The organism is Bradyrhizobium genomosp. III (assembly GCF_000261705.1).
GTDB lineage: Bacteria > Pseudomonadota > Alphaproteobacteria > Rhizobiales > Xanthobacteraceae > Bradyrhizobium > Bradyrhizobium ottawaense.
Genome location: NZ_AJQF01000351.1, coordinates 41,122 through 61,920 on the forward strand (window position 1 = coordinate 41,122; position 20,799 = coordinate 61,920).

At 64.8% G+C, this 20,799-nt stretch carries 15 protein-coding genes; 12 read left to right on the forward strand and 3 right to left on the reverse strand.

What is annotated here, in order from left to right:
• Positions 1-272: 272 nt before the first annotated feature.
• From IC66_RS42700 to IC66_RS0128320, 4 genes are read left to right on the forward strand one after another with little or no spacing between them, the layout of a single operon-like run.
• Positions 273-1,019, forward strand: coding sequence for a class I SAM-dependent methyltransferase (locus IC66_RS42700; RefSeq protein ID WP_049806657.1), 747 nt, complete (start codon positions 273-275; stop codon positions 1,017-1,019).
• On the forward strand, positions 1,016-1,882 hold the full coding sequence (locus IC66_RS0128310; RefSeq protein ID WP_028141168.1) for a glycosyltransferase family 2 protein: 867 nt from the start codon (positions 1,016-1,018) through the stop codon (positions 1,880-1,882). Before IC66_RS42700 ends, IC66_RS0128310 begins: the two co-directional genes overlap by 4 nt.
• Before the next feature lie 22 nt (positions 1,883-1,904).
• Complete coding sequence (asnB, locus tag IC66_RS0128315; RefSeq protein ID WP_038949927.1) at positions 1,905-3,815, forward strand: asparagine synthase (glutamine-hydrolyzing); 1,911 nt, start codon at positions 1,905-1,907, stop codon at positions 3,813-3,815.
• An 11-nt stretch (positions 3,816-3,826) separates the two neighbouring features.
• Positions 3,827-4,630 carry a class I SAM-dependent methyltransferase gene (locus IC66_RS0128320; RefSeq protein WP_028141170.1) on the forward strand — a complete coding sequence of 268 codons (804 nt, stop codon included), beginning with the start codon at positions 3,827-3,829 and terminating at the stop codon, positions 4,628-4,630.
• Here the strand turns inward: IC66_RS0128320 and IC66_RS0128325 are convergent.
• On the reverse strand, positions 4,594-5,901 hold the full coding sequence (locus IC66_RS0128325) for a hypothetical protein (RefSeq protein WP_049806660.1): 1,308 nt from the start codon (positions 5,899-5,901) through the stop codon (positions 4,594-4,596). The genes IC66_RS0128320 and IC66_RS0128325 overlap by 37 nt on opposite strands.
• Before the next feature lie 362 nt (positions 5,902-6,263).
• Here IC66_RS0128325 and IC66_RS0128330 point away from each other — a divergent pair, with 362 nt between their 5' ends.
• A complete protein-coding gene (locus tag IC66_RS0128330) occupies positions 6,264-7,514 on the forward strand; it encodes a multidrug effflux MFS transporter (RefSeq protein WP_038949929.1) in 1,251 nt (416 codons plus the stop codon).
• A gap of 205 nt (positions 7,515-7,719) precedes the next feature.
• On the opposite strand, the gene IC66_RS0128340 is transcribed toward IC66_RS0128330, so the two are convergent.
• Both IC66_RS0128340 and IC66_RS0128345 read right to left on the reverse strand, forming a co-directional pair.
• Positions 7,720-9,387, reverse strand: coding sequence for a glycosyltransferase family 39 protein (locus IC66_RS0128340; RefSeq protein WP_049802010.1), 1,668 nt, complete (start codon positions 9,385-9,387; stop codon positions 7,720-7,722).
• A gap of 159 nt (positions 9,388-9,546) precedes the next feature.
• Positions 9,547-11,157 carry an ABC transporter substrate-binding protein gene (locus tag IC66_RS0128345; protein WP_028141174.1) on the reverse strand — a complete coding sequence of 537 codons (1,611 nt, stop codon included), beginning with the start codon at positions 11,155-11,157 and terminating at the stop codon, positions 9,547-9,549.
• 269 nt (positions 11,158-11,426) lie between these two features.
• Between IC66_RS0128345 and IC66_RS0128350 the strand changes: the two genes are divergently transcribed.
• The 7 genes from IC66_RS0128350 (at position 11,427) to IC66_RS0128380 (ending at position 20,757) form a co-directional block, all read left to right on the forward strand.
• Positions 11,427-12,557, forward strand: coding sequence for a M20/M25/M40 family metallo-hydrolase (locus IC66_RS0128350; RefSeq protein WP_028141175.1), 1,131 nt, complete (start codon positions 11,427-11,429; stop codon positions 12,555-12,557).
• A gap of 207 nt (positions 12,558-12,764) precedes the next feature.
• Positions 12,765-13,706: an ABC transporter permease gene (locus tag IC66_RS0128355; protein ID WP_028141176.1), complete on the forward strand. Its 942-nt coding sequence runs from the start codon at positions 12,765-12,767 to the stop codon at positions 13,704-13,706.
• A 19-nt stretch (positions 13,707-13,725) separates the two neighbouring features.
• Positions 13,726-14,613 (forward strand): ABC transporter permease, encoded by an 888-nt coding sequence (locus IC66_RS0128360; protein ID WP_028141177.1) that lies wholly within the window; start codon positions 13,726-13,728, stop codon positions 14,611-14,613.
• Positions 14,614-14,741: 128 nt separating this feature from the next.
• The gene (locus IC66_RS0128365) at positions 14,742-16,391 is read left to right on the forward strand and encodes an ABC transporter ATP-binding protein (RefSeq protein ID WP_038949930.1); all 1,650 of its coding nucleotides are present in this window, start codon (positions 14,742-14,744) and stop codon (positions 16,389-16,391) included.
• Between the two features lie 259 nt (positions 16,392-16,650).
• Positions 16,651-18,156, forward strand: a complete 1,506-nt coding sequence (locus IC66_RS0128370) for a M81 family metallopeptidase (RefSeq protein WP_038949931.1) — start codon at positions 16,651-16,653, stop codon at positions 18,154-18,156.
• Positions 18,157-18,169: 13 nt separating this feature from the next.
• Positions 18,170-19,333 carry a M20 aminoacylase family protein gene (locus IC66_RS0128375; protein ID WP_038949932.1) on the forward strand — a complete coding sequence of 388 codons (1,164 nt, stop codon included), beginning with the start codon at positions 18,170-18,172 and terminating at the stop codon, positions 19,331-19,333.
• Between the two features lie 2 nt (positions 19,334-19,335).
• Positions 19,336-20,757 carry an amidase gene (locus IC66_RS0128380; protein ID WP_028141181.1) on the forward strand — a complete coding sequence of 474 codons (1,422 nt, stop codon included), beginning with the start codon at positions 19,336-19,338 and terminating at the stop codon, positions 20,755-20,757.
• Positions 20,758-20,799: the final 42 nt, after the last annotated feature.

Consider the following 20,799-nt stretch of genomic DNA (forward strand, 5'->3'; position numbering starts at 1 on the left):
AACACGCCTCCGGTGACGTCTCGATCTGCCCAACAGCTCTGTTGCACGGCTTCAGCATCTGAAGATCGCCCTCGCCCGAGTCCAAGCAGCCGCTTCACCGAAAGCAGGCGACGGATCGATGATCGAGGCGGGATTTCAGCGCATCGAGCGCGCGTCGGAGCACATCATGTTCCTGTCGCACGAGCCGTCAACTTTAAGGCGATTGTGCTGCACATGTCCTTGAGAAATGTGGCGCTCGCTGCTAACCCGAGCGAGAACAAGGCGCAGGCTCCATGGCTCAAACCTCCTTTCCCGCCCAGTCCACGACGGAAGGCCTGAAAGTCGGGGCCGATACCTATTCGAGCGCAATCGCCGACGCGCAGAACTACATGAACTGGGTTATCGACCAGTTCCGTCCCTACCTGAAGGGTGCGATCCTCGAGGTCGGGTTCGGGCATGGGCTCTACAGCAGAGTGCTGGGCGAGCTGGGCGATTATTGCGGCGTGGACCACGACCGCGAAAGCGTCGAACGTGCCGCCAAGGCGATGCCCGATCGCAAGTACGCCGTCTGCGACATTCTGGTCCGCGATCAGCTGAGTTCCCTGTTTCCCCAAGGCGTCGATGCGGTCTTCACCATCAATGTGCTCGAGCACATCGAGGATGACGCCACGGCGGTTGCCAATTTGGTCCAGGTGCTCAAGCCCGGCGGCCATCTCCTGATCAGCGTTCCCGCCCTGATGCTGCTCTACAACGATCTCGATCGCCTGGCGGGACACTGCCGCCGCTACACCACCGCGCGCCTCGCCAAGCTGCTCGCCGATCAACCGGTCGAGCTGGTCCGGCTGAATTACTTCAATCCGATCGGCGGGCTGGGATGGCTTGCCAATCGTCTGAAGCGGCATCAGTCGCTGAACGATGCCGCCGTCAACGGGCAGATCGCCCTGTTCGACAAATATGCCGTGCCGCTGTCGCGGGCGCTCGATCCGCTCTCGCGAAGCTTCTTTGGGCAATCCGTCACCTGCATTGCACGCCGCTTATGATTTCAGTCGTCATTCCTGCGCTCAACGAGCGCAACGGCATCGTTGAAACCATTGATCGAGCCAAGGCGGCCCTCGACGGCGCTCAGCTCACTCCCTATGAGATCATCATTGTCGACGATGGTTCGGCCGACGGCACCGGCGAGCTTGCCGAACAGGCCGGTGCAAAGGTGCTGAGGCATCCCCACAACATCGGCTATGGCCGCTCGCTGAAGGATGGAATTCGCGCTGCGTCCTACGACACGATCGTCATCAGCGACGCGGATGGCTCCTACCCGATGGAGACGATCCCGGCGCTGGTCGCGCGCTTCAACCAGGGGTTCGACATGGTCGTCGGCGCCCGGACCGGGCCCAACTACCGCGAGTCGAGGCTGAAATCGCCATTGCGCGCGATCCTCAAGGCGATCGTCGAATTCACCGCCAACCGCGAGATCCCCGACATCAATTCCGGCCTGCGCGTGTTCGGCCGGCAGGTCGCGATCTCCTATTTCGAGCATGTCAGCGACCTCTTCAGCTTCACGACGTCGCTGACGCTCGCCTACATGATGAACGCGAAGTTCGTCGACTACATCGACATCGACTACAAGGAGCGCATCGGCCGCTCCAAGGTGAACCTGTTCCGCGACTCCATTCGGACGCTGCAATACGTCCTGGAGGCCTGCACCTACTACAATCCGCTGAAGATCTTCGTGCTGCTGGCGATGATGTGCATGGCGCTCGCGCTGGTCTCGCTGATCGGCGGGATCATCCTGCAGGTCGTCAGCGCCTTCGTGCTGGGCGTCGGCGCGATCCTGCTCAGCATTCTCGTCGTCGCCATGGGACTGCTCGCGGTGCTGCTGAAGCAGATCATGAATCAGCGACCATGACCTCCCGCGGCAAGGGAACGCGATGTGCGGCATAGCGGGCATCTTTCATCGTGACGGTCGGCCCGCCGACGGCCGTGCGGTTGCGGCGATGTCGGCAGCGCTGGTCCATCGCGGGCCGGACGGCGAGAGCACCTGGCTGGACGGCCCCGTCGGCCTCGCCCACCGCCGGCTCGCCATCCGCGATCTCTCCGATGCCGGGCGCCAGCCGATGCTCGATGCCTCGGAACGCATCGTCGTCACCTACAATGGAGAGATCTACAACGATCACGAGTTGCGCAGCGAGCTCGAGCGATCGTTCGGCGTCCGCTTTCGCAGCACCTGCGACACCGAGATCCTCCCTTACGCGTATCTCGCCTGGGGTGAGGCGATGTTCGAACGCCTGGAGGGATTTTTCGCGATCGGCCTGTGGGATCGGCAGGAGCGCCGCCTGATCCTGGCGCGCGACGGCATCGGGATCAAGCCGCTGTATTATTCCGAGAACGGCAGCCGCGTTCTGTTCGCAAGCGAGATCAAGGGACTTACGGCGGGCGGAGACCTCACCGCGCGGATCGATCCCGTGGCCCTGCATACCTATCTCGCCGCAGGCCATCCAGGGACGCAAACGAGCCTGTACCAGGACATCAAGCAGCTCCCGCCCGGCACGATGATCGGATTCACCGAGCGCGAGCGAACCGAGCGACGCTTCTGGCGGCCGGTGCGTGCGCCTGCGATCCGCGACCTCGACGAAGCCGTTGTCCGGCTGCAATCGACGATCGAGACCGTGGTCAAAAGCCAGATGGTGAGCGACGTGCCGCTCGCCGTGCTGCAGAGCGGCGGCATCGACAGTTCGCTGATCAGCCTGACGCTCGGCCGACTCGGCTTGAAGCCGCCGCTGTTCACGGCCGGCTTCACCGAGAAAAGCCATGATGAAACCGCGGTGGCGCAGCAGATCGCCACCGCCGCCGGCCTGTCGCTCAACGTCATCGACGGGGAAGCGGGCGAGGATGCCGAGGCGTCGCTGCGGGCGGTGGTCTATCATTTCGACGGCCAATGCGCCGACACGGGCGCGCTGGGCTTCTATCATCTGGCTGGTGCGGTCCGCCGGCATTCCACGGTGGTTCTGTCCGGCGATGGCGGAGACGAGTTCTTCGCCGGATATGAGACCTATGCCGCGACCATGATGGCGGAGCGCGCGCGCCACGTCGTTCCGCGCGGCCTTGCCGGGCTGACCGGACGCCTCGCCTATGCGTCGGTGCGCGGCAACGAGAAGCGGCTTCCGGCAGCGGCGCAACTCGCCCGCTTCGCACTCGGGTTGGGCGAAGCCGGCAACAGCCCGCATCTGCAATGGCGGCGGCTCGTTCCCCGCTTTCTCGCCGAGAAGATCTATGACCGCGGTATGGCCGATCTTGCATCGACTGACCCGTTCGCGGAATACGCCGAATATTATTCGGAGCCGCATGACAACGTGCTGGATCGGGCGCTGATCGCCGACCAGCGCTTCCATCTGCAAAGCGTCCTCACCAAGGTCGATGCCATGAGCATGGCGCATGGTCTCGAAGTGCGCGTGCCGATCCTCGATCGACGGGTCATGGACCTCGCCGGCAGCCTCGATGTCTCGCTGCTCAATCCCTGGCCCAAGGGCGCACCGAAATATGTGTTGCGCAAACTCGCCGAGCGCCTGGGCATGCCGGGAGAGGCCGCATGGTCGCGCAAGCGCGGCTTCAACGTGCCGATCGCGCAACTGATGCGACGCGGTGGGCTGCGGCCGATCTGCGACCGGGTGCTCGACAGGGAGGCCGACGTTTTTGCGCCCTTCCTGAAACCGGAGGCGATCCGGCTGCTGTGGACTGCGCATCGCGAGGCCAGGAGCGACAATGCGTTCGCGCTGTGGCCGATCCTGACGCTGGGCATCTGGTTGACGGGGCTTGCGACCCCCTCGCCGCGCCGAGCGTAGGGAGCGGGCACATGCCGGACCTGAAGGACCAGACGATCAACGATTTCGGCGAGCAATGGACCGCGTTCCGCGAAAACCCCGCCTATTACGGCTCGGCGGACCTGCTTGCCGATCTGTTCGGTCCGTTGCTTTCCCTCGACGAGGTCAAGGGCAAGCGGATCGCCGATATCGGGAGCGGCACGGGACGCATCGTCAACATGCTGCTCGATGCCGGAGCGGATCGTGTCGTCGCGGTCGAACCCTCCGATGCCATGCTGGTCCTGAAGGACAACACGGCGGCCCGCGCGGAGCGCATCGACTATTTGCAGGCGCCCGGCGACCGCTTGCCGCCCGATCTCGGGCTCGACTATGTGGTTTCGATGGGGGTGCTGCATCACATCCCCGAGCCGGCGCCGGTGGTTCACGCGGCCTATGATGCGTTGCGCCCCGGCGGACGCTGCATCGTCTGGCTCTACGGCTACGAAGGCAACGAGACCTATCTGTCGCTCGCGATCCCGCTGCGCAAGCTCACCGTGCTGCTGCCGCACCGGCTGCTGGTGGTGCTGTCGCATGGTCTGGAATGGGCGCTGACAGCCTATATCGGGCTGTGCCGGATATTGCCGCTACCGATGCGGTCCTACATGCGTTCGGTGCTGGCGAAGTTTCCGCGCAGCGTTCGCCGCTTGACCATCTACGATCAGCTCAATCCCGCCTACGCGAAATACTACACGCGCGCCGAAGCGGAGGCACTGCTGTCGGATGGCGGATTCGGGGATGTTCGGCTCTACCACCGCCACGGCTATAGCTGGACCGTGTCCGGCACCCGGCCCGCATGACGGGCGTCGAGCAGCAGGACCCAGAAGAACATCAGCCCGCTGAAGAGCTGGATGGAATTGTCCTCGGGGGAACTCCCCGTCACGAAGATCAATGAGGGCATCAGGAGACCGACGGTGAGCGCGGCGGCCAGTGCCCTGGCTGGAAGATCGACCAGCAGGATCGCGGCATAGAGCGCGAGCTCGAAGAAGGCATATTCCTTGAGGCGCGGCGAGCTGAGATAGAGCGCAAACATCGCCAGCACCGTGATGCGCATGGCTGCACGGGGGTGATCCATCAGCCAGCGATCCACTCGCGCAGGAAGCGAATCTCCCTCGTGCGCCGGGCGGCTCCCGATCAAGCGCAGGATGGACAGGGCGAACGGCACGAGCACCAGTGCGGTCACGGCGAAGGCATAGGTTGCGAAGATCGCCGGTTTGCTATCGATCAGGCCCACATGCCCCATCAGATCCCGCGCCAGCAGCAGCAGGGACGGATTGCTCTCGAACAGCTCGACGAGGTGCTGGTCCGGAATCTTTCCGGCCACCGCAAGTTGCCAGCTCGCGAACAGATCGGGGTATGCCAGCCGCGATATCAGGATCGGCAAGGCGAAGCTGAACACAGCCATCGCGATCAGCATCAGCTTGCGGCGGCGCGGCAGCGGCAGGAAGTACAGCGCGGCCAGCACGGGAAAGAACACCAGCTTGAACGACATCACGAGGCCGAGCAGCGCGGCGCCAGCGAGGCGCGACGGAAAGCTGCGGTCCTCTGCCGCTCCGGATGCGGGCGGAGAAAGCAGAAGCCTCAGCGCGATCGCGGTCAGCACGCCGCTCAGGATCGCGAAGTTGCCCGACGCCTGGACCCATTCGAAACCGACGAATGCGCCGAGCGCGCAGAGCACCCTGAGCCCAACGTCGCGAGCGCTCGGGCGCGCTCGGCCAAGACCGGGCACGCCAAGACCGGGCAAGCCAAGACCTGGCAAGAGAAGGCCGCAGAGCACGGCCAGCACGGGAAAGATAGTTTTGTAATGAGCGACCAGAATGCCATCCGCGCAAAAGGGACGGAAGGCCTCCAGCGTCACCGGCAGATAGGGGTAAGAGAGCTTGGTGCCCTTCAGGTTCTTGACGAAGTAGGGATCGAGTCCGCCGGCATAGGCATCCACCGCCGCGCAATTGACGCGAGTGTCCCAGCCATATTTCACATCGAGCCCGACGTCGCTGGCGAGATTGCCGATCACCAGAAGCGCGGTCAGTGCGATCAGGCAGGCAAGCCAGAGGTTACGCCTCGAAGCCATGTCGGCCGAGGGCTCCAACCAACGTGCTGTACCGCTGACATCAGACACAATCGGATACCTTGTTTGGCCTGGTTTCTCTCGGCGCCGGCGCGGCGCCTCATCGATCGGCCGCCACAGTGGACAGGAGGCGTTTCCGTTTCATCCCGCCGGACCCGACCTGCCCCGCTCGGCGCCGATCTTTAGGGAGGGATGGTGAATCACTGGTTTCCGGGCCATAGCAGGACCCGCGGTCGGCTCGCGCGGGGGCTTCCCCTCACCAATTCTTGTCCGCCCCTCCTCCGCCTGCCAGCCATCCCGAAACATGGGTTGTGCAACGCAGCATGAGCGATGGATAAAGTCGCTCAATTTCAGAGGTGAGCTTCTTGTCTGACGTCAATGCCGACGATTGGGTGTCCGCGGGACACCGCCCGATGGGATTTCCAGAATTCGTCATCGTGATCGCGTCCATCATGGCGCTGAATCCGCTTGCGATGGACATGATGCTGCCTGCACTGCCCAATATCGGGGCAGCCTTCAACATCCCCGTCGCCAACCATCTCCAGCTGGTGCTGTCGACCTTCCTGATCGGTTTCGGCGCCGGCCAGTTCGTCATGGGTCCCCTGTCGGACCGCTTCGGCCGCCGGCCGGTGCTGCTCGGCGGCATGGCGGTCTATGCGGTGGCGAGCGTGCTGGCGGTCGCGGCACCCTCATTCGAGACGCTGCTGCTGGCGCGCGCGCTGCAGGGGCTCGGCACCTCGGCCACGCGCGTGATCGCGACCTCGATCGTGCGTGACTGCTATGTCGGCCGCCGCATGGCGAGCGTGATGTCGCTTGCCATGATGGTGTTCATCGCGGTGCCCGTGATCGCCCCCTCGTTCGGACAGGCGGTACTGCTGGTGACGGCGTGGCGCGGCATCTTCGTCGTACTGATGCTGTACGGCCTGCTCGCACTCGCCTGGTGCGTGCTGCGGCTGCCGGAAACCCTCCCCGAGTCCGGACGTAGATCGCTGGCGCCCGCCGATGTGCTCTCGGCATTCCGGCAGACCCTGACCAATCGCCAGACCATCGGCTATGCCACGGCCGCCGGCAGCGTCATCGGCGCGCTCTTTGCCTTTGTCTTCTGCGCCCAGCAGGTCTTCACCGGCATCTATCACCTCGGCCATTACTTCCCACTCGCCTTTGCCGCGATTGCAGCCGGCACGGCCGTCGCCGGCTTCCTCAATGCGAGACTGGTCGGGCGGCTCGGCATGCGCGTGATCTCGCATGGCGCGCTGACGCTCTACACAATCGTCGCTGCCGTGATGCTGCTGACGGAAATGCTCGGCATCCTGCCGCTTGCTCTGTTCATGGTGCTCTCGGCTCTGATGATGTTCTCGTTCGGCATGATGGTTGCCAACTTCACGGCGCTCGCGATGGAGCCGCAGGGCCACATCGCCGGGACCGCCTCCTCGCTCTACGGCTCGATCACGACGCTGATCGGAATCGTGGTCGGCATGGCGATCGGACAGAGCTTCGACGGAACGCTATTGCCGTTCTCGATCGGCTTCTTCCTGTCGACGCTCGCTGCGCTCGCGATCGTGCTGGTGGTGGAAAAGGGCCGGCTGTTCAAGCCGTATCATCGTCCCGTCGCTTAAGGAACTTCCCGATCGCCTCGATGTTGTCCTGCAGCAATTCGAGAGGTCACATTCAATGGAACCGGAACACCGGGACGACCACCACGACGTCGAACGGCGGAAGACGGAACGTTCGGAGCCGAGCGCAGAGCAGGCCACGTTGACGACGCCTTTGGCGAGCGAGGGCCTCGAGCAGATCCGCGATAGTCATTGCTGAGCGCGGAGCCTATTCCGAACCGCGCCTGCTGGCGCTGAAATCATCCGCAGCGCTCTTGGGTATCATCCGCATTCCCCGGGGCCGCACGATCAGAGCGACCACCTCCCGCGAGAGACCGGGCCGCCCCCACAGGGTGGCCCGCACGGTGAACTCGCGCCTGACGAAGTGCCCGGTCTGCGAGGACGCCCACGCCATCCACCGCGTGCAAGATTCCTGGTCGCGGAAACACAGCGCGGCCCAGCCGCGGTCGAGCGACGTCTTGCGCGGCAAGCCCAAGGTCTGTTCGTACTCGAAGGGCGCCGCATGACGTGGATGGTCGGGGCTGTAGAACGCGGAGGCGAAGGCCAGCGAACCATCACCACTCACCGCGCTCAGCGGCACGCCGGTCTGCTCCCGCCACTCGCGCGTCAATTCACTAGCCGCCTGGGCGTAAAGATTCCGGCCCTCCTCATACCCGTGATCATTGCGATAGACGGCATGGATCGGCGCGGCGATCAGGACGGCCGCGAGCGCGACGCCGGCCACGATCACGGTGAGGTTGACCGTGTAGAAGCGCTCGATCGGGTAGCTCGTCCCGCAGACCACGAGAACGGTGAAGAGGAACAGTCCCTGCAGCGCCCATAGCGACGGCAGATCGGTGCCCATCACGAGCGACGTCACCACCGGCAGCACGATCGTGCCCATCGTGACGTAGAACAAGAGCCGCAGGCCCGGGCCCATTGCGGCGAAGTCCGCGGGAAACCGCTTCAAGCGCGTTCCTGCGACGAGCACCCAGAACACGGCCGACATGCTCATCGCCGCCGCCAGCCCCAGCAGAAAGTTTCTCGCCTCGCCGAGTGAGGTCGCAGCGTTGCCGCCGGTGTGCGCCAGCGCGTAGGTGAAGGTCGACGCGCCCGTCGTCGCGAGCCAATAGACGTGAGGTGACAGCGCCGCGAGCCCGACGACGACCGAGATCCAGGGCGAAGCGGAGGTGAAATAAGCGCGCCGCGCCGGGTGCGCCAGCGCGGCAAACGCGAAGCTCGTGACGAGAAAGATCGAATAATATTTGCCGACCATCGCCAGCGCCGTCGTGCATCCCATTGCGACCGCCCACAGCGGGGCGCGCGTCTCGAATGCGCGCAGGAAGCACCAGGTCGCCAGCGGCCAGACCGCCAGCAGCACCGAATTGGCATTGAAGCGCTGGGCATGGAATTGATAGACCGGCGTCAGCATCAGGAGCAAAAGCACCAGGATGCGCTTGTGCCCGGTCACGAATTGCCGCGCGATCCGATCAACGAAGATCAGCGCAAGCCCGGCATTGGCCATCGCCATCAATTGCAACGACCAATCGCTGAGCGGAAAGACAGAGGTCCAGCTGGCGGCAATCCAACCGGTCAAGGGCGGATGCTTGTGATAGCCCCAGGCGAAATGCTGCCCCAGCATCCAGGCCTCGAGCGTATCAGGGTGCAGGCCGCCGCCGGCATAGGCGATCGCCAGATAGAGCGTCCAGATCGCGACGAAGCAGCCGATGAGGAGCGGAACGGCCCAGCCCGCCTCGACGCCATCGAGCCAATGCAGGAAAGGCCGCCGCCAACGTGCCGGCGCGCGATCGGACCGTTCGGCCATCGCCTGGAATGCAAAATCGATCGGCACGGGAATCAGGTTGAGGAGGGAAAGTGATGCGTAAGGACGACGCATCTATTTCAAGATTGAAACAAATAGCAATGACTGGAAACTGGAAAGGTTAAAAGCCGCAACGCCTTTTCCGCCGGCGCAAGACCACAAAAGACAACGGCGCCGCTGATGACAGCGGCGCCGCGTGGTGAAGACGACGAAGGCTACGTGAATTCGCCTCCCTTACTCCGACTTGTCGACGTTCCAGAACAGCGGCGTCGCCGGGCCGTCGAGCACGCCGGTCAGCGATTTGCGCCAGCCGCTCGGCAGCAGGTATTGCCCCAGCGGGATGTAGATCACCTGCTCATAGGCTTCCTTCTGGATGTCGGCGGCGATCTTCTTCTGCTCGTCGATCGACGGCGCGCGGACGAACGCGTCCTTGAGCTGCTCGATCTTGGCGCTTTCCGCCCAGCCGAACCAGCCGCCCTTCTTGCCCTGGCCGCCGATCGAGAGATTGGCGATCGGGTTGGAGACGTCGGCCGCGACCCAGTTGGTGAAGAACATGTTCCAGCCACCCTCCTTCGGCGGCTTCTGACTGGCACGGCGGCTCACCACCGTCTGCCAATCGGTCGCTTGCAGATCGACCTTGAAGCCGGCTTCGCGCAGCAGCTGGGCCGCGACGATGGGCTGGGCCTTGAGCGTGGTGACGTCGCCGGGCGCCATCACCACGACCGGGGTGCCGTCATAGCCTGACTCGGCGAGCGCCTTCTTGGCCTCCGCCATGCCATTGCCCTTCACCAGGGTCTCGGCGCCGACCTCGGTCGCGAACGGCGTATCGCAAACGAAGAACGCACCGCAGATCTTCTGGTACTTGGCATTGCCGACCAGCGCGTCGAGAACGTCCTTCTGGTTCATCGCCAGAAGAGCGGCACGTCGCACCTTCACGTTGTCGAACGGCGGATAGAGGAAGTTCATCCGGCCGAGCGTCTGAAAGCCGAACTTGTTCGAGACCTCGATCGTGATCTCCTTGTTTGCCTCCAGCACCGGCAGCATGTCGTAGGGCAGGTTTTCCATGAAGTCGATGTCGCCCGACTGCAGCGCGTTCACGGCGGTCTGCGAGTCCGGCATGGTGATCCATTCGACGCGGTCGACCTTCGCCACCTTGCCGCCGGAGGTCCAGCTCGCCGGCTCCTTGCGCGGCACGTAGTCGGTGTTCTTGACGTAGACGGCCTTCACGCCGGGCTGGAATTCCGATGCCACGAACTTGAAGGGGCCCGAGCCGATCTGCTCGGGGATCTGCTTGTCCGGCGGCGTCTCGGCGAGGCGCTTCGGCATCATGAAGGCGACGCGCGAGGACGGCTTGCCGATGGAATCGAGCACGAGGCCGTAGGGCTCCTTCAGCTTCAGCGTGATGGTCTTGGCGTCGGTCGCCTCGATGCTCGCGGTGAAGTCCAGGAGCTTCTGGCCCATGCCGTCGACCGCGGCCCAGCGCTTCAGCGAGGCGACGCAATCTTCCGCCGTCACCGGCGCACCGTCATGCCACTTCAGGCCGTCGCGCAGCGTGAAGGTGTAGGTGAGCTTGTCGTCGGAGATCTTCCAGTCCGCCATCTGCGGCTGGATCTTGAAGCTCGAATCGGGAGCCACCAGCGTGTCGTAGACCATGTAGCCATGGTCACGCGTGATGTAGGCCGTGGTGAAGATCGGATCGATGATGCGCAGATCCGAATGCATCACCGCCGTAATGGTCTTGCCGGCTGCAAGCACTGGCGAGGCAAGCGCCGTCGAAAGCGCAACGACAGACAGCGCAAGTTTGGAGGCAAACGCGCGAGGCCCCCGGCGCATGAAGTGGAACATAAAAAGTTTCTCCTGACGTGAAACTGTTCAAAGGCAGGTTATTGGTTAAGCATGCGGCTCGTTCCTTGGGCGAACTAACCTCATGCAATGCCTTTATCTTTCGAGACTTGCAGACAGTGCCGAGCGCGTCAATCCGGTTTCGCTGCAAGCCCTGGCGGCGCGGGCACGGGCTCCACAAGGATCGGTTTGGCTCTACAACACTCTCCACTCGTCCTGCCCCGCAGCAATGCAATGCGCATTCCATCTTTCGAAGCTTGAGAGACATTGAGATGAATCCAGCCAATCTTCCTTTCGATTCCGAGGCGATGCTCCAGGGTCTGCGCGGCTGGGTCGAATGCGAAAGCCCGACCTGGGACGCCGGTGCGGTGAATCGCATGCTCGATATCGCAGCGCGGGATATGGCGATCATGGGTGCGACGATCGAGCGCATCGCCGGCCGGCAAGGTTTCGGCGGCGTGATCCGCGCGCGCTTTCCGCATCCGAAACAGGGCGAGCCGGGCATCCTGATCGCCGGCCATATGGATACCGTCCACCCGGTCGGTACCATCGAGAAGCTGAAATGGCGGCGCGAGGGCAACCGGTGCTACGGCCCCGGCATCTACGACATGAAGGGCGGCAACTACCTCTCGCTGGAAGCGATCCGGCAACTGGCGCGTGCATCCTTCACCACGCCGCTGCCGATCACCGTGCTGTTCACGCCGGACGAGGAAGTCGGCACGCCCTCGACGCGCGACATCATCGAGGCGGAAGCCGCGCGCAACAAATATGTGCTGGTGCCCGAGCCCGGCCGTGCCGACAACGGCGTCACCACCGGACGTTACGCCATCGCGCGCTTCAATCTCGAGGCGACGGGCCGGCCGAGCCACGCCGGCGCGACGCTGTCGGCGGGACGCTCGGCGATCCGCGAGATGGCGCGGCAGATTCTCGCCATCGACGCGATGACGACGGAGGACTGCACCTTCTCGGTCGGCGTCGTGCATGGCGGGCAATGGGTCAACTGCGTTGCCACGACCGCCACCGGCGAAGCGCTCTCCATGGCCAAGCGGCAGGCCGATCTCGATCGCGGCGTCGAGCGGATGCTGGCGCTGTCGGGCACGGCCAACGATGTCTCCTTCAAGGTCACGCGCGGGGTGACGCGTCCGGTGTGGGAGCCGGATGCCGGCACCATGGCGTTGTATGAGAAGGCGCGCGGCATCGCCAAGTCGCTTGGCGCCGAACTGCCGCATGCGAGTTCCGGCGGCGGCTCCGACGGCAACTTCACCGGTGCGATGGGAATCCCGACGCTCGACGGCCTGGGCGTGCGCGGAGCCAATGGCCACACGTTAGAGGAGTATATCGAAGTCGAGAGTCTCGTTGAGCGCGGCCGGCTGATGGCCGGGCTGCTTGCGACGTTGGAGTGACCGGATTGGATGAGCGCGCGTGGCGCGCCGCGATATTTCGTCTGGCGGGCACGCTCCGCTGGCCCCCTTGAAGAGGGGTCGCCAAAACAGCTGACCGCACTGCAAAAACTGTGGCCCTGATGGCACGGGAATTGCTGAAATGTTAGGCTGGTGGCAGAACAGGCTATGACCGCTGCCGCCGATTTACTCTAATCTGACGGATCCAACTTGCTCGGATATCTCCTTCGCCGAATCTTCGCCGCCGTGCCCGTGATGGGCGTCGTCGCGCTGTTCGTCTTCCTCCTGCTCCGCCTCACCCCCGGCGATCCCGCCGCGATCCTCGCCGGCGACAATGCAACGCCGGAACGGCTCGAGCGCATCCGCACCTCGCTCGGCCTCAACGAGCCCTTGATCGTGCAGTTCATCACCTGGGTGAACAAGCTGCTGCACGGCGATCTCGGGACCTCGCTGATCTCCAATCTGCCTGTCATGAAGATGATCGGCCAGCGCGTCGAGCCGTCGATCTCGATTGCCCTGTGTACCATCATCCTCGCCGTGATCGTGGCGGTTCCCCTCGGCGTGATCGCCGCGTGGAAGCACGGCACCTGGATCGATCGCTTCGTGATGGGGCTTTCCGTGCTCGGCTTCTCGGTGCCGGTGTTCGTGGTCGGCTACATCCTGATCCAGATCTTCGCGATCGAACTGCGGTGGGTGCCGGTGCAGGGCTTCCGCAGCATCTTTAACGGCTTCGGACCGTTTTTCGAGCGCATGATCCTGCCGACCTGCGCGCTCTCCTTCATCTACATCGCGCTGATCGCGCGCATGACGCGCGCGGCGATGCTCGACGTGCTCGGCGAGGACTATGTGCGCACGGCGCGCGCCAAGGGCATCAACGAGGTCGCCGTGATGATGCGCCACGCGCTGCGCAATGCCGCCGTGCCCGTCATCACCGTGATCGGCACCGGCTTTGCGCTGCTGATCTCCGGCGTCGTCGTCACCGAGAGCGTGTTCAACATTCCCGGCATCGGCCGCCTCACCGTGGATGCGGTGCTGGCGCGCGACTATCCGGTGATCCAGGCGATGATCCTGCTGACGTCGCTGATCTATGTCGTCGTCAACCTTCTCATCGACGTCGCCTACACCCTGCTCGATCCCCGGATCCGGTACTGAGGCAAGGATAAGGACAAACATGTCGGTCGATACCCTTCCCCAGTCCTCCATTCCGATCACGTCGCCGCTGCGGCCGCGCTTCGGCTTCCTCACCTCGACGCCGATCATCGCCACGGCGACAGTCTTGCTCGCACTGATCATCCTGATCTCGATCCTGGCGCCGCTGATCGCGCCGCATGATCCGATCCAGCTCGCGCCGTCGCAACGGCTCAAGCCGTCGTCCGCGCAATTCCTGCTCGGCACCGATGCCTATGGTCGTGACCTGTTGTCGCGCGTCGTCTATGGCGGCCGCATCTCGCTGCTGATCGGTATCGGCTCGGCGATCCTGTCGATCGTCATCGGCCTTGCGATCGGCCTCGTCTCCGGCTTCTTCAAGCTGGTCGATGCCGTGCTGATGCGGGTCATGGACGGCCTGATGGCGATGCCGAGCATCCTGCTCGCGATCGCCGTGGTGTCGCTGTCCGGTGCCAGCCTCTGGACCGTGCTGATCGCGATCACGATCCCCGAGATTCCGCGCGTGGCGCGCCTGGTCCGCTCGGTCGTGCTGTCGGCGCGCGAGGAGCCTTACGTCGAGGCGGCGATCTCGGTCGGCTCGTCCTTGCCGAAGATCATGTGGCGGCATCTGATGCCGAATACGGTGGCGCCGCTGATCGTCCAGGGCACCTATATCTGCGCCAGCGCCATCCTCACCGAGGCGATCCTCTCCTTCCTCGGCGCCGGCATCTCGCCGGAGACGCCGACCTGGGGCAACATCATGGCCGAGGGCCGCCAGTACTTCCAGATCAAGCCGTCGCTGATCTTCTGGCCGGGCCTTCTGCTCTCGATCGCCATCCTCAGCATCAATCTGATCGGCGACGCCGCCCGCGACGCACTCGATCCGCGCATGAAGCAGCGGGAAGGCAAGTGATTTGTCTCGCCGGCCCTGCCCCTTATTCCGTCATTGCGAGCGAAGCCAAGCAATCCAGTCTGCATCCGCGGAAGGACTTCTGGATTGCTTCGTCGCTTCGCTCCTCGCAATGACGATGGAGTGACCTGATGACCAACACCGTCCTCGACATCAACAACCTCGTCGTCTCCGTCGGCAAGAAGCCGGGCGGCCCAAAGATCATCGACGGCATCTCGATCCAGGTCCGCGAGCGCGAGACGCTGTGCCTCGTTGGCGAAAGCGGCTCGGGCAAGTCGGTGACCTCGCTGACCACGATGGGCCTCTTGCCGAAGGGCACGCTGGTTCCGACCGCCGGCAGCATCAAGCTGGTCGGCGAAGAGCTGCTCACCGCGACCGACCGCCGCTTGCGCCAGCTCCGCGCCACGCAGATGGCGATGATCTTCCAGGAACCGATGACCGCGCTCAATCCGGTGGTGCCGGTCGGCCGGCAGATCGACGAGGTGCTGCGCGCGCATACCAATCTCGACGCCAGGGCCCGGAAGAAGCGCATCCTCGACATGATGGAACAGGTCCACCTGCCCCAGGTCGAGCGCATCTTCGCCTCCTACCCGCACCGCCTTTCCGGCGGCCAGCGCCAGCGCATCATGATCGCGATGGCGCTGGTGCTGGAGCCGAAGCTCTTGATCGCGGACGAGCCGACGACCGCGCTCGACGTCACCACGCAGAAGCAAATCCTGTCCCTGATCCGCGAGCTCCAGCGCGATCACGGCACGGCCGTGCTGTTCATCACCCACGACATGGGCGTGGTCGCCGAGATCGCCGACCGCGTCGCGGTGATGCGGCAGGGCCGGCTGGTCGAAACCGGCCCGCTCGAGACCGTGCTGCGCAATCCGACCATGGAATACACCCGCAACCTGCTCTCGGCGGTGCCGAGCCTGGTGCCGCGGCCGCCGCGCGAGGAGAGCCGCGAGCCGGTGGTGCTGGAGGCCAACGACCTCAGCAAGGTCTATAAAGAGCGCGCCTTCTTCGGCAAAGGCCGCGAGGTCGTCGCCGCCGACAAGGTGACGCTGACGCTGCGCAAGGGCCGCACGCTCGGCATCGTCGGCGAAAGCGGCTCCGGCAAGTCGACCGTGGCGCGCTGCATCGTCCGCCTGATCGATCCGACCTCCGGCGGCGTGCGCCTCGCCGGCCGCGAGATCGCCGGCATCTCGCGTCGCCTGCTGCAGCCGCACCGGCAAAAGATCCAGATCGTGTTCCAGGATCCCTATCGCTCGCTCAACCCGCGCGTCACCGTCGGCGAGAGTATTGCGGAGGGCCCGATCAATTACGGCGTCGCGCATGCCGATGCGATGAAACGTGCCCGCGAGCTGCTCGAGCTCGTCGGCCTGCCCGCTGACGCGGTATCGCGCTATCCGCACCAGTTCTCCGGCGGCCAGCGCCAGCGCATCGCCATTGCGCGCGCGCTCGCGCTCGATCCGGACGTGCTGGTCGCAGATGAGGCCGTCTCCGCGCTCGACGTCTCGGTGCAGGCGCAGGTGCTGGAACTCTTCGACGAGATCCAGAAGCGTCTCGGCATCGCGATCCTGTTCATCACCCACGATCTGCGTGTCGCAGCGCAGATCTGCGACGAGGTCGTGGTGATGCAGCACGGCCGCGTCGTCGAGCAAGGCCCGGCTGCCGAGGTGCTGACGCATCCGAAGGAGGCCTACACCAGGGCTCTGCTGGACGCCGCTCCGGGGCGCGACTGGGATTTTGCGAACTTCCGGCCGGTGGCAGAGGGCGTGGCGGCCACGGCGTAGCGACACTCACCGCTGTCATTCCGGGGCATCGCGAAGCGATGAGCTACGGTGCGCAATTGCGCACCTGAGAATCCATCGCGCCTCAGAGTCTGTCGGATGGATTCCGGGCTCGCGCCCAAGCGGGCGCGCCCCGGAAGGACGGCGGAGCACCATTCCCAAAACAGCTTGACCCTATGCGCGGCGCGAGTGCGTCCCACCTTGCTCTCGCCGCAGGGCCAAGGCTAACGTCGCGCCCTCTTGATTGATTGGACTGAACTGAATGACACGCATCGCCGTCGGCGGCTTCCTGCACGAGACCAACACCTTCGCTCCCACCAAGGCGACCTTCGCCGACTTCCAGCATGGCGGCGGCTGGCCGGCGATGACTGAAGGCGCCGACGTGCTGAAGGTGATGCGGCGCATCAATGTCGGCCTTGCCGGCTTCGTCGACAGCGCCGAGGCCAACGGTTGGGAACTTGTTCCGACGATCGCCTGCGGCGCGAGCCCGTCGGCGCACGTCACCAGGGACGCCTTCGAGCGCATCGTGAAGGTGATGGTCGACGGCATCAAAGCTGCCGGCCCGCTCGATGCGGTCTATCTCGACCTGCACGGCGCGATGGTGACCGAGCATCTCGACGACGGCGAAGGCGAGATACTGGCGCGCGTGCGCCGCGTCATCGGCAACGATGTTCCGCTGGTTACCAGCCTCGACCTGCACGCCAACGTCACGCCCGAAATGATCGCGCATGCCGACGCGCTGATCGCCTACCGCACCTACCCCCATGTCGACATGGCCGAGACCGGCCGCGCCTCTGCGCGACATCTCGCGCTGCTGCTCAAGTCCAAGCAGCGCTTTGCCAAATCGTTCCGGCAATTGCCGTTCCTGATCCCGATCAGCTGGCAATGCACCAACGACCAGCCGACCAAAGGCATCTACGAACAGCTCGCCGCGCTGGAGAGCGATGCGGTTCCGACGCTGTCTTTCGCGCCGGGCTTTCCCGCCGCCGATTTCCGCGATTGCGGCCCCAGCGTGTTCGCCTATGGCAGGACGCAAGCGGATGCCGACCGCGCCGCCGACGCGATCGTGAAGCTGATCGAAAGCCACGAGGACGATTTCGACGGCAAGATCTGGTCGCCCGACGAGGGCGTGCGCCACGCCATGGAACTTTCAAAGAGCGCGAGCAAGCCGATCATCATCGCCGACACCCAGGACAATCCCGGCGCCGGCGGCGATTCCGACACCACAGGCATGCTGCGCGCGCTGGTGCGCAACAGAGCGAGCGCCGCGACTGGCGCGATCTACGATCCCGTCTCGGCCAAGGCCGCGCATGATGCCGGCGTCGGTGCCACCGTGACGCTGTCGCTCGGCGGCAAGTCAGGCATCCCCGGCGACGAGCCCTATCGCGAGACCTTCGTGGTCGAAAAGCTGTCCGACGGCCGCTTCATCGCGCCGGGCCCTTACTATGGCGGCCGCGAGATGGAGATGGGTCCCTCGGCAGCCTTGCGCATCGGCGACGTCCGCGTCGTCGTCTCCTCGCACAAGGCGCAGCTCGCCGACCAGGCGATGTACCGCTATGTCGGCATCGAGCCGACCGAACAGAAGATTCTGGTCAACAAGAGCTCGGTGCACTTCCGCGCCGATTTCGAGCCGATCGCGGAAAAGCTGATGATCTGCGCCGCGCCCGGCGCGATGCCGGCCGACACCGCCACCCTGCCCTGGACGCGTTTGCGGCCGGGCATTCGCATCAAGCCGAACGGCCCCGTTTTCTCGCCTCCCTCAAGCTAACTGGACAGAACCCATGCCCACGATCGACCGCATCGACGGTTACGCCGACGAGCTCACCGCCATCCGCCGCGACCTGCACGCCCATCCCGAGATCGGATTCGAGGAAGTGCGCACCTCCGGCATCGTCGCCGACAAGCTGAAGAGCTGGGGCATCGAGGTGCATCGCGGTCTCGGCGGCACCGGCGTGATCGGCGTGATCAAGGGCAAGGGTTCGGGCAACAAGCGCATTGGCCTCCGCGCCGACATGGACGCGCTGCCGATGGAAGAGAACACCAATCTGAAGTGGAGCTCGAAAATCCCCGGCCGCTTCCACGGCTGCGGTCATGACGGCCACACCACCATGCTGCTCGGCACCGCGCGCTACCTCGCCGAGACCAAGAACTTCGACGGCACCGTGCACCTGATCTTCCAGCCGGCCGAGGAAGGCCTCGGCGGCGCCCGCGCGATGATCAAGGACGGGCTGTTCGAAAAATTCCCCTGCGACGAGCTGTACGGCCTGCACAACGCTCCCGACCTCAACCACGGCGAGATCGCGATCCTGCCGGGCCCGGCGATGGCCAGCGCCGACTTCTTCGACCTGCGCATCACCGGCTATGGCGCGCATGGCGCGATGCCCGAGCGCTCCAAGGACGCGGTGATTATCGCGACCACGCTGGCGCAGGCGATCCAGACCATCGTCAGCCGCAACGTCGAGCCGCTGCAGGCCGCGGTGGTGTCGATCACCCAGATCCACGCGGGCTCCGCCTACAACGTCATTCCCGGCGACGCGCATCTTTGCGGCACCATCCGCACCTTTTCGAAGGAAGTTCGCACCCTGGTCAGCGAACGCATCCGCACCATCTGCGCAGGCATCGCAAGCGCCTACCAGTGTGTGATCGACGTCGACATCCGCGACACCTTCGGCGTGCTGGTCAACCAGGTCGAGCAGTCCAAGGTGGTCGAGGACGTCGCGCGCACCATCGTCGACCCCGCCAACGTGATCACCCGCGCCCAGCCCAAGATGGGCAGCGAGGATTTCGCCGACATGCTGGAGACCATTCCCGGCGCCTATTTCTGGGTCGGCCATGATGGCAACGTGCCCGTGCACAATCCCGGCTTCGTGCTCGACGACAAGATCCTGCCGATCGGCGCCAGCATGTTCGCCCGGATCATCGAAACGCGCATGCCGGTGGGCTAGCGATGCATAAGAAGAGCGTCGAAGATGCCGTCACCTCGCTGCACGATCTGTCCGCGGTCGATCTGATCGCGGGCTATCGCGCCAAGCAGTTCTCGCCGAGCGAGGTGCTGGAGGATTTGCTCACGCATGTCGCTGCGTGGGAGCCGCATCTGAAGGCGCTCTATGCGTTCGATCCCGACGGCGCACGCGAGGCCGCCAAGGCCTCGACCGCGCGCTGGACCGGCGGCGAGCCGTCCGGCGCGCTCGACGGCGTGCCGGTCACGGTGAAGGACAACATCGCGACCAAGGGCGTGCCGGTGCCGCTGGGCGCTGCCAGCGTCAAGCTCGTGCCGGCCGAGAAGGATGCCCCGCCCGCCGCGCGCCTGCGCGAGGCCGGCGCGGTCATCTTCGCCAAGACCACCATGCCCGATTACGGCATGCTGTCGTCCGGACTCTCCAGTTTCCACGCACTCGCGCGCAATCCTTGGGATCTCTCGAAGAATCCCGGCGGCTCCAGCGCGGGCGCAGGCGCTGCGGCCGCGGCCGGCTACGGTCCGCTGCATCTCGGCACCGATATCGGCGGCTCGGTCCGCCTGCCCGCGGGCTGGTGCGGCCTCGTCGGATTGAAGCCGAGCTTCGGCCGCGTGCCGATCGACCCCACCTATGTCGGCCGCGTCGCCGGTCCGATGACCCGCACAGTCGACGATTGCGCGCTGATGATGAGCGTGATCGCAAAGCCCGACCGGCGCGACGGCATGAGCCTGCCCGCCGAGCCGCTGAACTGGAAGGGAGCAGAGAAGTCTCCGCGCAAACTCCGCATCGGGTTGATGCTTGATCCCGGCTGCGGCCTGGCGCTGCAGAAACCAGTGCGCGAGGTCGCGGTGAAGGCGGCGAAAGCGTTCGAATCCGCGGGCAGCGTCGTGACCGAGGTCGACGGCATCCTCACCCGCGAGATGCTCGACGGCCTCGACAACTTTTGGCGCGCGCGGATGTGGGATGATCTGGCCAGGTTGACGCCGGCCGAGCAGGCGAAGGTGCTGCCTTATATCTTCAAATGGGGCGCATCCGGCGCAAAGCTGTCGGGCGTGGATGTCATCCGCGGCTTCAACCAGACCATGGCAATCCGCGCGGCGGCGTCGAAGCTGTTCTGCGAGCTCGATTACGTGATCTCCCCGACCGCACCGAACGTGAACTATCCGGCGGACTGGGCCTCGCCGACCAACGACCCCATGAAACCGTTCGAGCACATCGCCTATACCGTGCCATGGAATATGTCGGAGAACCCTGCCATCTCGATCAACGGCGGCTTCGACGCCAAGGGTTTTCCCATCGGCGTGCAGATCGTCGGCCGCCGCTTCGACGACATCGGCGTGCTCGGCATGGCCAAGGCTTTTGAGGGCCTACGCGGGCCGCAACGACCCTGGCCGAAGCCGCCGGCTAACTAATCGCACCGTCGTCATTCCGGGTTGCGCCCTCTTGGCGCAAGC

Bases quoted from the DNA above. Each gene is read 5' to 3' on its own strand.
- IC66_RS42700 (WP_049806657.1), top strand. From the start codon at position 273: ATGGCTCAAACCTCCTTTCCCGCCCAGTCCACGACGGAAGGCCTGAAA.
- IC66_RS0128310 (WP_028141168.1), top strand. From the start codon at position 1,016: ATGATTTCAGTCGTCATTCCTGCGCTCAACGAGCGCAACGGCATCGTT.
- asnB (WP_038949927.1), top strand. From the start codon at position 1,905: ATGTGCGGCATAGCGGGCATCTTTCATCGTGACGGTCGGCCCGCCGAC.
- IC66_RS0128320 (WP_028141170.1), top strand. From the start codon at position 3,827: ATGCCGGACCTGAAGGACCAGACGATCAACGATTTCGGCGAGCAATGG.
- IC66_RS0128325 (WP_049806660.1), bottom strand. From the start codon at position 5,901: ATGGCTTCGAGGCGTAACCTCTGGCTTGCCTGCCTGATCGCACTGACC.
- IC66_RS0128340 (WP_049802010.1), bottom strand. From the start codon at position 9,387: ATGCGTCGTCCTTACGCATCACTTTCCCTCCTCAACCTGATTCCCGTG.
- IC66_RS0128345 (WP_028141174.1), bottom strand. From the start codon at position 11,157: ATGTTCCACTTCATGCGCCGGGGGCCTCGCGCGTTTGCCTCCAAACTT.
- IC66_RS0128350 (WP_028141175.1), top strand. From the start codon at position 11,427: ATGAATCCAGCCAATCTTCCTTTCGATTCCGAGGCGATGCTCCAGGGT.
- IC66_RS0128360 (WP_028141177.1), top strand. From the start codon at position 13,726: ATGTCGGTCGATACCCTTCCCCAGTCCTCCATTCCGATCACGTCGCCG.
- IC66_RS0128365 (WP_038949930.1), top strand. From the start codon at position 14,742: ATGACCAACACCGTCCTCGACATCAACAACCTCGTCGTCTCCGTCGGC.
- IC66_RS0128370 (WP_038949931.1), top strand. From the start codon at position 16,651: ATGACACGCATCGCCGTCGGCGGCTTCCTGCACGAGACCAACACCTTC.
- IC66_RS0128375 (WP_038949932.1), top strand. From the start codon at position 18,170: ATGCCCACGATCGACCGCATCGACGGTTACGCCGACGAGCTCACCGCC.
- IC66_RS0128380 (WP_028141181.1), top strand. From the start codon at position 19,336: ATGCATAAGAAGAGCGTCGAAGATGCCGTCACCTCGCTGCACGATCTG.